Annotated in this window: 16 protein-coding genes and 1 pseudogene; 10 read left to right on the forward strand and 7 right to left on the reverse strand. The window is 69.9% G+C overall.

What is annotated here, in order from left to right; genetic code table 11:
* Positions 1–245 precede the first annotated feature (245 nt).
* From ACIA5C_RS00635 to ACIA5C_RS00645, 3 genes are all read right to left on the reverse strand, one after another.
* Positions 246–884 carry a TIGR03085 family metal-binding protein gene (locus ACIA5C_RS00635; RefSeq protein ID WP_396049793.1) on the reverse strand — a complete coding sequence of 213 codons (639 nt, stop codon included), beginning with the start codon at positions 882–884 and terminating at the stop codon, positions 246–248.
* Positions 885–939: 55 nt separating this feature from the next.
* A complete protein-coding gene (locus ACIA5C_RS00640; protein ID WP_396049794.1) occupies positions 940–1,557 on the reverse strand; it encodes an NADPH-dependent F420 reductase in 618 nt (205 codons plus the stop codon).
* 79 nt (positions 1,558–1,636) lie between these two features.
* Positions 1,637–2,371, reverse strand: coding sequence for an SDR family NAD(P)-dependent oxidoreductase (locus tag ACIA5C_RS00645; RefSeq protein WP_396051983.1), 735 nt, complete (start codon positions 2,369–2,371; stop codon positions 1,637–1,639).
* Between the two features lie 124 nt (positions 2,372–2,495).
* Here ACIA5C_RS00645 and ACIA5C_RS00650 point away from each other — a divergent pair, with 124 nt between their 5' ends.
* Positions 2,496–3,101 carry a TetR/AcrR family transcriptional regulator gene (locus tag ACIA5C_RS00650; RefSeq protein WP_396049795.1) on the forward strand — a complete coding sequence of 202 codons (606 nt, stop codon included), beginning with the start codon at positions 2,496–2,498 and terminating at the stop codon, positions 3,099–3,101.
* A gap of 163 nt (positions 3,102–3,264) precedes the next feature.
* On the opposite strand, the gene ACIA5C_RS00655 is transcribed toward ACIA5C_RS00650, so the two are convergent.
* The 4 genes from ACIA5C_RS00655 to ACIA5C_RS00670 all read right to left on the reverse strand — a co-directional run bounded on the left by ACIA5C_RS00655 (position 3,265) and on the right by ACIA5C_RS00670 (position 5,937).
* Positions 3,265–3,693: a hypothetical protein gene (locus ACIA5C_RS00655; RefSeq protein ID WP_396049796.1), complete on the reverse strand. Its 429-nt coding sequence runs from the start codon at positions 3,691–3,693 to the stop codon at positions 3,265–3,267.
* 309 nt (positions 3,694–4,002) lie between these two features.
* Positions 4,003–4,434 (reverse strand): DoxX family protein, encoded by a 432-nt coding sequence (locus ACIA5C_RS00660; protein WP_396049798.1) that lies wholly within the window; start codon positions 4,432–4,434, stop codon positions 4,003–4,005.
* Positions 4,435–4,582: 148 nt separating this feature from the next.
* Positions 4,583–5,611 carry a hypothetical protein gene (locus tag ACIA5C_RS00665; RefSeq protein ID WP_396049800.1) on the reverse strand — a complete coding sequence of 343 codons (1,029 nt, stop codon included), beginning with the start codon at positions 5,609–5,611 and terminating at the stop codon, positions 4,583–4,585.
* Entirely contained in the window at positions 5,608–5,937 is a 330-nt protein-coding gene (locus ACIA5C_RS00670; protein ID WP_396049802.1) for a PadR family transcriptional regulator, read from the reverse strand. The genes ACIA5C_RS00665 and ACIA5C_RS00670 overlap by 4 nt, the downstream gene beginning before the upstream one ends.
* Before the next feature lie 147 nt (positions 5,938–6,084).
* On the opposite strand from ACIA5C_RS00670, the gene ACIA5C_RS00675 reads away from it, so the two are divergent.
* From ACIA5C_RS00675 to ACIA5C_RS00715, 9 genes and pseudogenes are all read left to right on the forward strand, one after another.
* On the forward strand, positions 6,085–6,933 hold the full coding sequence (locus tag ACIA5C_RS00675) for a metallophosphoesterase family protein (protein WP_396049804.1): 849 nt from the start codon (positions 6,085–6,087) through the stop codon (positions 6,931–6,933).
* Positions 6,934–7,127: 194 nt separating this feature from the next.
* On the forward strand, positions 7,128–7,277 hold the full coding sequence (locus ACIA5C_RS00680) for a hypothetical protein (protein WP_396049805.1): 150 nt from the start codon (positions 7,128–7,130) through the stop codon (positions 7,275–7,277).
* A gap of 62 nt (positions 7,278–7,339) precedes the next feature.
* A complete protein-coding gene (gene lxmK, locus ACIA5C_RS00685; RefSeq protein WP_396049807.1) occupies positions 7,340–8,422 on the forward strand; it encodes a class V lanthionine synthetase subunit LxmK in 1,083 nt (360 codons plus the stop codon).
* Positions 8,419–9,306, forward strand: coding sequence for a T3SS effector HopA1 family protein (locus tag ACIA5C_RS00690; protein WP_396049808.1), 888 nt, complete (start codon positions 8,419–8,421; stop codon positions 9,304–9,306). The genes lxmK and ACIA5C_RS00690 overlap by 4 nt, the downstream gene beginning before the upstream one ends.
* Before the next feature lie 49 nt (positions 9,307–9,355).
* Positions 9,356–9,934 (forward strand): TetR-like C-terminal domain-containing protein, encoded by a 579-nt coding sequence (locus ACIA5C_RS00695; protein WP_396049809.1) that lies wholly within the window; start codon positions 9,356–9,358, stop codon positions 9,932–9,934.
* A complete protein-coding gene (locus ACIA5C_RS00700) occupies positions 9,934–11,073 on the forward strand; it encodes a GDSL-type esterase/lipase family protein (RefSeq protein ID WP_396049810.1) in 1,140 nt (379 codons plus the stop codon). The genes ACIA5C_RS00695 and ACIA5C_RS00700 overlap by 1 nt, the downstream gene beginning before the upstream one ends.
* A gap of 435 nt (positions 11,074–11,508) precedes the next feature.
* Positions 11,509–11,736, forward strand: a pseudogene (locus ACIA5C_RS00705) (hypothetical protein); the annotation flags it as partial.
* A gap of 147 nt (positions 11,737–11,883) precedes the next feature.
* On the forward strand, positions 11,884–12,219 hold the full coding sequence (locus tag ACIA5C_RS00710) for a YciI family protein (protein WP_396049812.1): 336 nt from the start codon (positions 11,884–11,886) through the stop codon (positions 12,217–12,219).
* A 286-nt stretch (positions 12,220–12,505) separates the two neighbouring features.
* On the forward strand, positions 12,506–13,924 hold the full coding sequence (locus ACIA5C_RS00715; RefSeq protein WP_396049814.1) for an MFS transporter: 1,419 nt from the start codon (positions 12,506–12,508) through the stop codon (positions 13,922–13,924).
* Positions 13,925–14,262 lie beyond the last annotated feature (338 nt).

The raw sequence follows: 14,262 nt of genomic DNA on the forward strand, positions 1-14,262 counted from the left end.
CGGGTATTGGGCTCGACCCAATTCCACGGACAGTTGGGCGCTCGGTCGTGACTGTGTTGATCAGCTCGAGGCGCCGAGCAGGGCACCGAAGCTGCACTACCGGGCGCCACGGACCGGGCACGGCGGGTACGTGCGGCGCTGCGCAGCCTGGTGCTGATGCGGCACCTCGAGGAGACCTGACTCACGCACCGGTCGGCACGGCGAGGCGGTCAGGCCCGGGCTGGGGCGAGCGCGGAGGATTCTGGTTACATGCCGAATCGGGCGTGGTGCACGGCTTGGAGCGCGGCATCGGTTCCGCTGACCTCGACCTGAGCCGCGCGCCGCCGGCCGAACAGGTAGAGCAGCAACTCACCGGGCGGTCCGGCGATGCGGGCGACGGGTTGCCCTCGCCGCGCTCGAACGCGGTCAGCGGTCCCTGCCCACTGAAGTTCGAGTCCTGCGCCGCGTAGTCGGCGGCTGAGGAACCAGCGCGCGGCTTTGACGTTACGCCAGAGGGCCTCGTCCATAGGCGGATCGTTGACTCGGGGACCAAGGCCGTTGGCCCGGCGGATGTCCTCCTGGTGGACGAAGAACTCGTTGAGGTTGGGAATCCTTCGTACCCATCCGATGCGGAAGAATCCCGGCGGTGGTCCCGATCGGAGGGTCGCCGTGAGCCCGGCGAAGTCGGTGAGCGCGAGCGCACGTCGACGCCGTTCGGCCAAGCGGCCCCACGCCCCGGGCAGGACCAGCCCTGGCCCGGCGACGGAGTCACGCTCGCGAAGAACCAGGTGTGCGGCGATATCGCGGGCCGTCCACGGCGCAAGGAGCGTCGGCGCCCGGGGGCCGAGCTCCTCGAGCAGGTCGCTGAGGTTGGCTCGCTCGACGTCATCCAAGAACTCAACCATGCTCGCGGAGTGTAGCCACGCCGGTAGACCCGCCGCCCAGCGAGGACGCCGCAAATCAGAGGACTTCGGCGCCCAAGGCGACGTCGAAGCCGGCGCCGTTGCGTGCCAGGCCCACCAGGAGGATGCCGGCCCATTCAAGGACGGAGGCCATCTCGAGCCCTCCCGCGTCGAGGGGCCGCATGTCCAAGCTCTCCACAAACGCCGCGAAGTGTGCCTTCGCCTCGGCGCTGTCGCCGGCGAAGAACACGTCCACGGGCCTGTCTTGAGCAAGGACGCCGCGGAAGATCGAGTTGAATGCCTTCACGACCTGTGTGCCCTCGGGGGCGGCGGCGGCGATTTGCTGGGCGACCGAGTTGCCCGCGGTGGTCACGAGTCCGCTGACGTCGGCGTTGAACGGGTTGGTGATGTCGACGAGTATCTTGCCGGCCAGCGCATCGCCGAAGTGCGCGACCACTTCAACCGCGCCGGCGTACAGGACGGCCACGATGACGATGTCACCCACCGGCGCTGCGCCGAACGTGCCGACGGTGGCTCCGTTGCCGATCTGGTCGGCGAGCGCCTGAGCCTTGGCGGTGTTGCGGCTCATCAGCTCGATGGTGTGGCCATGTTTCGCCGCCCGGGTGCCGATGGCGGCGGCCATGTTGCCCGAGCCGATGATGCTGATGGCTGTCATGACGTGTGCTCCTTTGTTGGGTATGGATCAGTTCGTCGTGGGGGCCGGGCGGGGTGCCGGAAGGACGGCAGCGACCCGCTCAGATCACCGTGGTGCCGCCGTCGACAACCAGCTCCATGCCGTTGACGTAGCTCGAGTCGTCCGAGGCGAGGAACAACGCGGCCGACGCGATCTCCTCCGGGCGGCCCATTTTTCTCCGCGGGATCACGGATTCGAACTGCGCCTTCGTCTCCTCGTCCATGACCTCCTCCATGAGCGGCGTGGCGACCTGGCCGGGGGTCAGCACGTTCACCCGGATCTTCCGGTCCCTCAGCTCGGACACCCAGACCCGTGCGTAGGCGGGCAGCACTGCCTTGCTCGCTGCGTACACACTCCAATCGGGGTAGCCCCTGAGCGAAGCGTTCGACCCGGTCATGAAGATCGAGCCGCCATCGTTGAACAGCGGCAGCGCCTTCTGGACGGTAAACAGCGTGCCGCGCGCGTTCAGCGAGAAGGCGGCGTCGAAGTGCTCCGCGGTAATCTCGCCGAGCCGGCCCTGCTCGCCCGTGCCGGCACTTGTCCACAACACGTCGATGGCGCCCTCTTCCTGCTTGACCGTCTCGAACAAACGGTCCAGGTCGTCGAGGTCGGCCGAATCGGCCTGCACGCCGGTCGCGTTCCGGCCGATCAGCTTGACGGCGTCGTCCAGCGCGTCCTTCCGCCGGCCGGTGATGAATACGTGGGCTCCCTCGTCAACGAACAACTTGGCACCGGCCAGCGCCATCCCACTTGTCGCGCCAGTGATCACTGCGACCTTGCCATCGAGCTTTCCCATGAGCACTCCGATCGACTGCCGCGCCGATGTTATGTACACCGACCTGTTTGCGTAGCGTATCGGCCGATCGCTGGGGACGCAAGCTATGTACACCGAGCGGTACCCGCTGGGCTATGCTCGGCGTGTGACGGAGTTGGAGAAGGGGCCGCAGGGCCTGCGCCGTGGCAGGGGCGCACGAGAGCGCATCCTGGGAGCTTCGCAACAGCTGTTCCGCGATCAGGGCATCAACTGCACCGGCATGGACCAGCTCTGCGCGGTGGCCGAGGTGTCCAAGCGCACGCTTTACCAGCACTTCGCCGGCAAGGACGAGCTGGTCGCCGAATGCCTGCGCCGATTCGATCCGGACGTCCTGCCCGAAGTGTTCGATCGCACCGACCTCACACCGCGGGAACGACTCCTCGCCGTCTTCGACATCCACGCGCCCCTGTGCCCGTTCATCGCGGCGGCCGTCGAGATCCCGGACCCGGGCCACCCGGCACGCGTCCTCGCCCGCGACTACAAGAAGGCTTTTGCCACGCGGCTAACCGATGCCGCCCGCGAGGCCGGCGCCACCGACCCCGAACAGCTCGGTGAACAGCTGGCGTTGCTGCTGGACGGCGCCTCGGCCCGCAGCCGAGTCCTCAACACCGAGGCCCTCGCCACCGCCGCCGCCATCGCAGCCGTCCTCGTCGACAACGCCATCCCCGCCGGGAACCGGTCAGCCGGACAAGACCCCGGAACGCGTCGATAGACCCATCAGGGCGGCGGGCCGCACAGGTACGCCTCGTGCTCGGCGACGTCCGGCACCAGCAGTTCAGCCGCCCGGACATCCCGCCGGCGTGCGCTTCACCGCGATGCGTCACGGCCGGGCAGCCAGGAACGCGGTCTGCAGATCGTGCTCCCGCCCGCGGCGGTCAGCGCCCCGCTCGCGCCCGCAAGGGCAACCACACCGACACGGCCATGATCGCCATGGCCAGCGGCACATGAACGGCCGTCAGTGTGTCCTTGCCGTCGTCGCGGATCAGACCGCCGAGGTAGGACTCGAGCACGAGCAGGACGACCAGCGCGAGGCTGCCGATCCACAGGTCCCGGCGGGCCCGGTGGCGCCACAGCGCAACGGCGGTCGCGACGACTGCCAGCACCAGGGCTACCTCGCCGCCGCGGGCGTGCACGTCGATCCAGCCGCTGGCGTCGTCTCGCTGCCCGTCGTGCTCCAGGAAGATGCCGGCCCACAAGCCTTGCAACAACACGGCCAGGGCGGCCAGGCCGGTCAGCGCACTGAACAGCGTGGTTTTCGCGGTGCTGCGGGTAACGGTCTGCTGCGTGTCGATCGATGTATCCACGAGTGCCTCCTTGAGCGCGACCAGTTTGTCGTCCGGGGGATCCTACAAGTCGTAGGAAATCCAGAACTAGTATGACTCGGGTGGCGTTTCCGCGAAGTTAACGTCATTCGCCCGTATCAAACCGGTCCCAAGGTGTTCGCCCACCCCGGGTACGGCCGGAACTGGACATTTTCACCAGCGTTCAGTTCCAGCCGCTCGGCGACGTCGGCGCCATCGCCATTCCGGACTTCGCGATGACCGCCGACGAAACGCAGCCCGCCTGGCGCTCATGCGCGCCGCCCGTTGGGACGTCGGCTGCCTCTACGCGGCTCAGACGTCCGCGGTCTCGAGTGTCGTCGCCTCTGCCCGCGGGCGGCGCATGCCGTCGACCGACCACGGTCCGGCACCGACCACCGCGATCGCCAGGAACGCCCAGCAGAACAGGACCGGCGCGTCTCCCCCGTTCTCCAGCGGCAGCAACCCGTGCGGCTGATGCACGGTGAAGTACGCGTACGCCATGGAACCGGAAGCGAGAATCGCGGCCGGCACCGTCAGCAGTCCGACCAGCACCAAGAGACCGCACACGAGCTCGATCACACCGGCGTACCACCCCGGCCAACCGCCGACCGGCGCCGCGTGCCCGCTGCCGCGGTTGCCGCCGAAGACGCCGAAGACCGTCGACGCCCCGTGCAGAGCGAACAGCAGTCCGACCACGACTCGGAACAGCGCCCAGACAGCTTCGGTGAAACGATTCCCGCGCATCCCCAACCTCCGGTCCCTACGTCCTGTGGACATTCATGGAGGTTAATATATTGACCCTCGTCAGCAATAGATGCCGGTCAATATAAAACAAGATGGAGTCGAGCTCACCGGCATGAGCGGGAGCCCGCGCCTCCGGTAACCGCCCGCCCTACCGGCCGTCGGCCGACGCGGGGGCCACGGCTTCGTGGTCCTCACGGGTACGGCGGGCAGCGATCGCGGCGATGGCGATCAGACCGAAGCCCCAGATCGGCAGCTGCTGAAAGTCGCTCGGGGTGAGCAGCCGGCCCTCGCCCATGTCGATCGCACGTAGCAGGTCGATCGTGGGTCCGAAGGCGAAACCGTGGGTATGCACCAGTTCGCCGGTGCCCAGCGGATCGGCGATGGTCAGGTACCGCACGAGCGAGGCGACGAAGCCCGCGGCCGACGGGATCACCAGGATGAGCCCCAGCACCGAGAGCAACCTGCTCATGACCGGCCGCCTCGCCGCTCGGATCCGGTGGGCCAGCGCGACACCGGTCAGCCAGCCGGCGAGCAGGCCGAGCACCGCACCGATGATTGTCAGGGGCAGATAGGCGTGCGGGCGCTGCGGCCAGCCGGCGATGTCGATGTACGGATCGCCGTCCGCGTCGGGATACGCGTAGACGTCGAGGTGGGCGTCTCTGGTCTCGGCGGCGAAGTGCACGTTGGCCAGGACGCCGTCCGATCCGTCGCCGGTCTTGATCGGGCCGGTGCGCCATCCCTCGGCGGCCAGCTTCTGTCGAGCCGACTCGACGGCCGCCCGGACGTCGGTCCCGGCAGCAAGCCCTTCTCCGGCGTTCAGGTAGAAGTCGGAGGTGGAGCCGCCGGCCGTGCTCGACAGGACCCGCTTGGCGAGCGCGTCGCCGTCCGGCAGGGCGCCGTAGCCGAAGGTTCCCAGCCACGACCCGCACGCGGCGCCCAGAGCGCCGCCGACGAGCAGTGCGAGGATCGCAGCCGCCAGGGCGAGCGGGCGACGGACCGGGGGCCGGAACCGCTCGCGGAGACCATCGATCACGAGCAGGACCTTTTCGCCTCGGGTGGGACGACGGCCCGGACCGGCCATCTCCATCAGGGTGTCGACGAGTTCGGCGCCGTGCTTGCGGCGGATTCGAGCCGGATAAGCGGCCACCACGGCCCAGCGACCGTCGCGAGTGGTCATGCGGCACCTCCGGCGGCATTCGGCCGGAGAGCAAGCTGCCGGACCCCGGCATCGGCGCGGCGGCGCAGCCGCTCGGCCTGCTCGGCGAGGGCGGCGGCGCCGCTGTCGCTGAGCCGGTAGTAGCGGCGCAGCCGGCCGTCGACGGCCTCCTCCCGGTCGACGGCGATCAGCCCCTGCTGGTCGAGCCGATCGAGCGCGCCGTAGAGGGTTCCGGGCCGGAGGTTCACCTCGCCTTCGGAGAGCTGGGAGACGGACCGGACGATCCCGTATCCGTGCAGCGGTTCAGCCGCGAGCACGGCAAGGATGAGATAAGTGGGCTCTTGCACGGCGGCAACAGTACGGTCGCCGATGTATAACGTCAACCGTAGCGTCGGACCTTCTGCTGTCGACTCGGGGCGTGGCCGGCGGCGGCGCCGAGGTCGACCTCGGCGTGCTCGCCGCCGGAGTGCTCGCCGCGGCCATAGGGTTTGGTCATGACCCCCGATGCGGCGACCGGCTCCCTGCTTGCCGTCAGCGACCTGCACGTCGCGTACGAGGAGAACCAAGCCGTCGTCGATCGCCTCCGCCCGTCCTCGCCCGACGACTGGCTCATCGTCGCCGGTGACGTCGGCGAGCGGTTCGCCGACATCGAGTCCACCCTGGGCAAGCTCGCGGCCCGGTTCCGGCAGGTGATCTGGGCGCCGGGCAATCACGAGCTGTGGACCCATCCGGCCGATCCTGTGGTTCTGCGAGGCCTCGAGCGCTATCAGGCGTTGGTCGAAATGTGCCGTGGATTGGGCGTGCTCACGCCGGAGGACGAATACCCGATCTGGCCGGGCCCGCGGGGCCCGGTCGCGGTCGTGCCGATTTTCCAACTGTACGACTACACGTTCCGCGTGCCCGGCGCCGACACTGTCGAGGCGTCGTTGCGCCGGGCGTACGAGGTCGGCGTGGTCTGCACCGATGAGCACCTGCTGCATCCCGACCCGTTCCCCAGTCGCCAGGCCTGGTGCGCGGAGCGCGTCCGGTGGACGCGGCAACGCCTGGATCGCCTCGACCCGGCACTGCCGACGGTGCTGGCCAGTCATTGGCCGCTGGTCCGCCAGCCGACCGACGTGCTGTGGTACCCGGAGTTCGCACAGTGGTGCGGCACGGTGCAGACGGCCGACTGGCACGTACGGTATCGGGCCGTGGCCGCGGTATACGGTCACCTGCACATACCGCGGAGCACCGAGTACGACGGCGTTCGGTTCGAGGAAGTCTCGCTGGGCTATCCCCGGGAGTGGGGACGCCGGGGCGGCACGCCCGTCCCGATGCGGCGGATCCTCGGGGCGAACGGGTGATCACGTCATTGCTGCCGGCCGGCGCGGTCGCCTACCCGCCCGGTCCGTTTCGTGCCTACCAAGTCTATTTTGGAGTGTTAGTATCGCGCCTGCCATTGATGGACATCGTAGCCTCCGGCCGGTCCGGTCCCTCCAGGTCACGTCCAACCTGGCCTGTACGACCGGCGCGACCGGGAAATCGAAAGGATGATCTCATGGAGACCAACGCTACCGAGCTGATGTCGGGACTCACCGAGTTCACGACGGCCGAGGAACTCGTCGCGGCCGAGCAGGTGGAAACCGACTCGCCGACCACCACCGTGCTCACCACCACCACCTTCGTCACGGACGTCGACGAGGCCTGACGCCGAGGCGCGCCGGACAGCGGCTCGCCGTCCGGCGCGCCGGCACCCACCGGGAGACCGCGATGACCGCCCCCACCACCGAATTCGCCGGATCGCCGGCCCACCCGGAGGTGGCGGCCTGCCTCGTCGAGCTCGGCCTCGGCGTACCGGTCGGCGACGGATCGCAACCGGCGGGACGAAACCACAACTGGGCCGGAAGTACGTCGCACGGACGGCCCGTGTTCGCCAAGCATCTTCATGGCCGTCCCGGCGACGTACGGCGGCGGCTGCGCCGCTCGGTAGCGTTCGCCGAGGCAATGCACTCCGCCGGGTTGCCGTCGCCCCGCCTTCTCGGCGCCTGTGAGAAGCACCTGGTGCTGGTCAGCGACCTGGTCGCGGACGTGATTTCCGGCGCGGACCTGGCGCAGGCCGACGAGTTCGGCCCGGCACCGGCGGCGGTCGCCGGGGAGATCGTGGCGCGGTTGCATTCGTCGCCGCCCGAGGTCGCGCCGGACACCTCCCGGCCTCTACTGCCCGATCCCGGCCTGCTGGACGCATTGCCGCTCGCCACCTATGTGGAGCTGAGCAACGCGGAAGCGACGTTCTGGCGGCTTGTTCAGTCCGATCCGGCGATCGCCGTGTCGGTGACCCGGCTGCTCGCCGATTCCGCACGGGCGCCGCTTGTGCCGGCGCACTGCGATCTGCGCCTCGACCAGTTCCTGTGGTCCGACGGCCGGCTGCTGCTGACCGACGGCGAGGAGTTCCGGCGGGCCGACCCGGCCCGCGACGTCGGCAGCTTCGCCGGCGAATGGCTGTTCCGGTCGATCGCCGGCCTGGTTACCGAGTTCGACGGCACCGCGGCCGTCGGCCCGGCAGCGGACAGCGACACCACCGAGGCCGAGATCATCGGTACGGCGACGCGGCGCCTGGCCGAACGCCGGCCGATCGTGGCGAGCTTCTGGCGGGCGTACACCTCGGTGCGCCCTCCCGACCCGGGTCTCGCCGCCCGGGCCACCGCGTTTGCGGGCTGGCACCTGCTCGATCGGGCTGCCGCCGGCGCTGCTCGCAGTGCACGGCTCGCGGCCCCGTTACGCGCGGCCATGGGCGTCGGCCGTCAGGCCCTGGCCGCCCCGGACCGTTTCGCCGCCACGGTGGGTCTGGCGTGAACGCACCGATCGCCAAGCTGGTGGAGGCGCTCGCCGACGTCTGGGTCGCGCCGGACGGACGGCAGGCCCGTCTGGGCGGCACGGAGCTGACGGCGCCTTCGGCCCGGCGAATGGTCGAGCAGCTCGGGCACGAGCTCTACCAGCGGCTGCACGCGGGGAATTCCGGTGGCGAACTCCGCGCGCCGAGTCCCGCGATGGAGGCGGCGCTGGCCGAGGCGACTCCCCATTCCACCTCGCCGGTCGCGGTGACGCGCCCCGCGGACGATGTGGTGTTGATCGACGGGCTTCGGGTACGCGTACCGCCGGCGATGCTCACCGGTCCCGAGATCGTCCTGCCCGCGGCCCGTCCGCGGCTCTCCCCCGGCCACTACCTGGTCGACGCTCCCACCGGGCGCGTCCGCGGCGGCCCGATCCTGCGTGTCTACGTGCACCTGGACGATGCCGCGCAGGCCCCGGCCCGCTGGCACGACGTTCTCACCGCGCTGAACGGGACCGGCGCCATCTACCGGGCGAAGATCGTCTCGGTGCCGGGCGGCTTCCCGCGCCGGGATGCCATGGTCACCTATCTCGGCCCGGGGCATTGGCACGCCGCAGCGCGGGTCGCCGACGCCGTCGACGGCCGGCCCGGGGTGGGACGGGAGACCTCCCTGTTCGCCCACCGGCTCGCGCCCGGCGTCGCCGCCGCGTGGGATCCCGACGACCCGCGACCCGGTCATCGGGGCATGAGCTTCGGCGAACACCGCGCCCGCGTCACCGCCGAAGCTCTCCTGCACAACACCGACCTGGCCACCGCGCTGGCGGAGTGCTTCACGACGGCTTCGATCGACGCGGCGAGACCGGCCCGCAACCACAACTCGCCCGCCCGGCCGGACCTGGGCCTCTGACCAAACCTATAGCCATTAGGTTTTTAGCTACGTGGTGTAGGTTAGGGGCATGGCACGAGCCAACCTGACCCCGGCGGCGGTCATCGCGGCGGCGGCCGAGCTGGCGGACCGGGACGGGTTCGACGCGATCACGCTGTCGGCGCTGGCCCGCCACTTCGGGGTCAAGACCGCCAGCCTCTACTCACACGTCCGCGACCGGTCCTCGCTCCTCGACGGGGTGCACGAGCTGGCACTCGGTGAGCTCGCCGACCGGATCGCCGTCGCCATCGGCGGCCGCTCGGGGCGCGAGGCGCTCATCGCCCTCGCCGAGGCCCACCGCGACTATGCCCGGCAGTCACCCGGGCGCTGGGCGGCTCTGCAACGCCCGGCCGCCGCCCCGACCGTCGGCTCCGATGCGGCCGGTCGGCTCGTCGCGCTCACCCTGGCGATGCTCCGCGGCTACCGGCTGCCGGAGACCGAACTGGTGCATGCCACCCGGCTCCTCGGCTCCGCCATCAACGGCTTCCTGGCGCTCGAGGCCGTCGGCAGCTTCGGCCACCGCGAGCCCGCCGCCGACGTCTCCTGGCGGCGGGCGCTCGACGCGCTCGACATCGCGTTCCGTTCCTGGCCCGTCGAAGGGAAGTCCTGATGCACGTCTCCCCCGAACTCGTTCGCGGCGTCGCCGAGGTCGAGGTCACGCCTCGCGGCCTCCGGCCGCATCGGTTGCCGGCCTGGGTGCGAGAACAGTTCCCGGACGGACAGTTGCTCTCCATGGAGAGCCAGCCTTCCGGCGTACGCGTCGTGTTCCGGACGACGGCGAACGTGGTCGAACTGGTGACCCATCCGACGCGGATCGCCTACCCGGGCGCGGAACGACCGCGCGGCCGCATCGACGTCTACGCCGACGGCCGGCTCGCCGTTCGTGACCCGCTGGACGGCGGCGATCGCATCGAGGTCGACCTCACCACCGGCCAGACCACGTTCCATCCCGGAGAGGCGCACACGACCACGGTCTCCGGCCTGCCGCCGGGGCGCCATCGCATCGAGATCTGGCTGCCGCACAACGAGACCGTCGAACTGACCGAGCTGCGAGCCGACGCCCCGATCGAGCCGGATGACGCCACCGGCCCGCTGTGGGTGCACCACGGCAGCTCGATCAGCCACGGCTCGAACGCGCTGGCTCCCAGCGAGATCTGGCCGGCCGTCGCCGCCCGGCGGGCCGGAGTCGAACTGCGCAACCTGGGCCTCGGCGGCAGCGCGCTCGTCGACCCGTTCCTGGCCCGGGTGATCCGCGACGCCCCGGCCGACTACATCAGCGTCAAGCTCGGCATCAACGTGGTGAACCTCGACGCGATGCGGCTACGCGCCTTCGTCCCCGCGGTGCACGGCTTCCTCGACACCATCCGGGACGGCCACCCCGAGGTCCCGCTGGTCCTCATCTCGCCGCTGTTCTGCGGCGTCCACGAGGACACTCCCGGGCCGGGCGCGATCGACCCCGGCTCGATCGGTACCGGGCAGGTGCGGTTCGTCGCCACCGGTACGCCCGGGGACGTCGCGCTGGGGCGCCTGACGCTGCAGGTCGTCCGCCGGGAGCTGCGTTCGCTGGCCGACCGCCGGGCGGCCGACAAGAACCTGCACTACCTTGACGGCACCACGCTGTACGGCCCGGCCGACGCCGCCGAGCTCCCGTTGCCGGACGGCCTGCACCCCAGCCCCGAGGCCCACCAGCGAATCGGCACCCGCTTCGCCGAGTACGCCTTCACCGGCGCCGGCCCGTTCGTCCGATGACCCCGCGGAGCCCCGGACCTCCGGTTTCGGCCACCACGTCGATGTCGCGGGTGCATCGGATCCCGACTCGGCGCGACGCGCGGATCTGGCCGATGAGTGGGTCCGCACCCGATACCAGTGTAGATACGGGTAGCTGTCTGAACTTCAGGGCGTGAGGTCCACCAGTACCTTGCCGACCGCGCCCGTCTGCACCGCTCGGTGAGCGTCGGCGGTGCGGTCGAGCGGGAAGCGGAGCAGTGGCAGGCCGCGCGTGTCTTCAGCACGGCCAGGTCGAGTGCCAGGAAGCGGTCACCATCATGACCCGATCATCGACGTGGCGGCTTCCTCGGCCGGTCCGGCGCCGGGGTGACGGCTTCGGCCTGATAGGGCGAAAGCCCGTCAAGCGAGTAGGCGGGCGGCAATTCCGTCGAGAAGACAGGCGAGTCCTAAATCGAACTGCTCGTCCTCGTCGAGGGGTGCGGACTGACCCTGCTCAGCGGACCGGACGACCACCGATGGAGCACCGAGGCCCGACGACTCGCGCTGCGGCACGTCCCGTTGTCCGACCCCGCCTGGCTCACCGCGGCGGCGCTACCCGACGACGGGGCGCTACTGCTGCGACCGGACGCCATCGTCGCCTGGCACTCGACCTCCCCCACTCCCCTCGACGAAGCGCTGAACCACATACTCGCCAGGTCCACCGCCGGACGGGGGACTGGAAGAAAAACGCGGTGGTGCGTGCGGACAGTCACGCGAGGAGTTCGGGGCCGAGCGGCCCCGTCAAGCTCGGGGCGGAGACGGTGGGCCGCGCTAACGGGCAGAATCGACCTCATGAAGTATGCGTTGTTGATCTGCAATGACGAGCGGTTCTCGCCGACCAATCAGGAGCTCGCCATGGACCCGGTGCACCGGGCCTGGCTGGCCGACCTGGAGCGCCGCGGCGGCCTGGTCGGTGGCGCACGGTTGCGTCCGGTGGTGGACGCGACGACCGTTCGGGTTCGCGAGGGCGAGACTCTGGTGTCGGATGGGCCGTTCGCGGAAACGAAGGACTTCGTCGGCGGCGTGGTGATCGTCGAATGCGCGGACCTGGACGAGGCGATCGCGATCGCCGCCGGCCATCCCGGTGCGCGCTCGGGTGGCGTCGAGATCCGCCCGGTCTGGGAATGACCGTGCCCGACGGCCGGGTCCGGGCAGCGGTCGACTTCAACGAGGGCTATGACGGGCAGCACACACGCCGAAGCCAGGGCGGCGTACGAGCAAGCCCTGGAGCTGGCACCGACCGAGGCCGAACGCCGCTACCTGTCCAGCCGCCTCAGCGAACTGTGAGCTTCCCAAGCGCGTACATATCGTCATCGTTCGGCCACGAAAAGTTTTTTCCGCGCCGATGTCGATCCCGGTCGCGCTTCTTCGTCGGTGGGGAAACAGTCCACCGAACGGGAAGGATCGAGACGCGATGCTCGAGAAAGAGGTCGCCCGGAAGGAAGATCCGGCAGTGGCGCGACTGTTGCGGACCTACCTGCTGCTCTGCGCCGTGTCGACGAGCGCGTCATCGCTGATCTGGGGCGTCAACACGCTGTTCCTGCTGGACGCCGGCCTGACCATCACGCAGGCCTTCGCGGCGAACGCCTTCTTCACCGCCGGGATGGTGCTGTTCGAGGTGCCGACCGGGGTCGTGGCCGACACGGTCGGGCGGCGGGCGTCCTACTTGCTCGGAGCCGCAACCCTGTTCGGATCCACGCTGCTCTACCTCCTGCTGTGGCAGATCACGGCGCCGTTCGCGGCCTGGGCCGTTGCGTCGGTTTTGCTGGGGCTCGGCTTCACGTTCTTCAGCGGGGCAACCGAGGCCTGGCTGGTCGACGGGCTGACCGCCACCGGGTACACCGGGACGCTGGAATCGGCGTTCGCCAAGGGCCAGATCGCGACCGGCGTCGCGATGCTCGCCGGCACGGTCGCCGGCGGCGCCCTCGCCCAGGTTACCAACCTCGGAGTCCCCTATGGCGTACGCGCGGTACTGCTCGTGGTGACCTTCGTGGTCGCGTGGCGGGCGATGCACGACGTCGGGTTCGTGCCGCAGCCGCGCACCTCGGCGGTCATGCGGATGCGCGGCATCGTGCGGTCCTCCCTGCAACACGGACTCGGCAATCCGCCCGTACGGTGGCTGATGCTGGCCGCACCGTTCTCCCTCGGCGTGAGCGCCTACGGGTTCTACGCCATCCAGCCGTACCTGCTGGAGCTGTACGGCGACAGCGACTCATACATGATCGCCGGCCTCGCCGCGGCACTCGTCGCCGCGACCCAGATCGCCGGCGGCGCCCTGACGCCCGTGGTGGCGCGCGTGTTCCGGCGCCGGACCTCGTTCCTGCTGGCAGCCACGATCGCGACGGTCGTGGTACTCATCCTTACCGGCCTCGTACCGCGGTTCGGCGTGGTGCTTGCGCTACTCGCGGTCTGGGGCATCCTGTTCTCCGCCATGGGACCCGTACGGCAGGCGTTCCTCAACGGTCTGATCCCCTCCACGCAGCGGGCCACAGTGCTCTCGTCCGACAACTTGCTGGCCTCGGCCGGCGGCGTGGTCGTTCAGCCGGCCCTGGGCAGGACCGCCGACATCTGGGGCTACCCGAGTTCGTACGTCGCAAGCGCGGCGATCCAACTCCTCGCCCTCCCATTCATCGTCCGCGCCCGTCGCGAACGCGCCACCTCGGACCCGACCACGATCCAGCGTCCGCTGGGCGGCACGCCGGGGTCACCGCGGCGATCGCCGGGCTCCCGCCGGGACCGATTGTCGATCGACACGTGCCTCGCAGTCGACGCCGGCTCCGTCGTCGACACGTCGGCTCGCATCCCGGCGAGGGCCGCAGCTATCGATGAGTGAGCGGCGAAGCGGCCATCCGGATGCTCGCTGTTCGGCGACGGGTCGGGCAACCTGACGCACCTGCGCGCGCCCGCGACACTGCCTTCGCCATGGCTGCATCGATGCGAGAGCTGGCGCCGGAGCCAGCGGAAGACGGCCGTCTACTTGCTACTCGGCGGCCGGGCGACATTCCTCTGAACCTCCCTTGCGGACACCTGTGACCCGTGGCACAGTGAGTGGCACTCAGTGCCGCTTATCGATCTCTCCGCGGCACAGCGTGCTTGCACAGGAGGTTCGCCGTGAGTCGAATATTGCGAGTTCGTGGACGATCGAAGCGACTCCCCGCCGGGCTGGCGGTC

It is taken from the genome of Actinoplanes sp. NPDC051343 (assembly GCF_044455125.1).
In the GTDB taxonomy this organism is placed as follows: Bacteria; Actinomycetota; Actinomycetes; order Mycobacteriales; family Micromonosporaceae; genus Actinoplanes.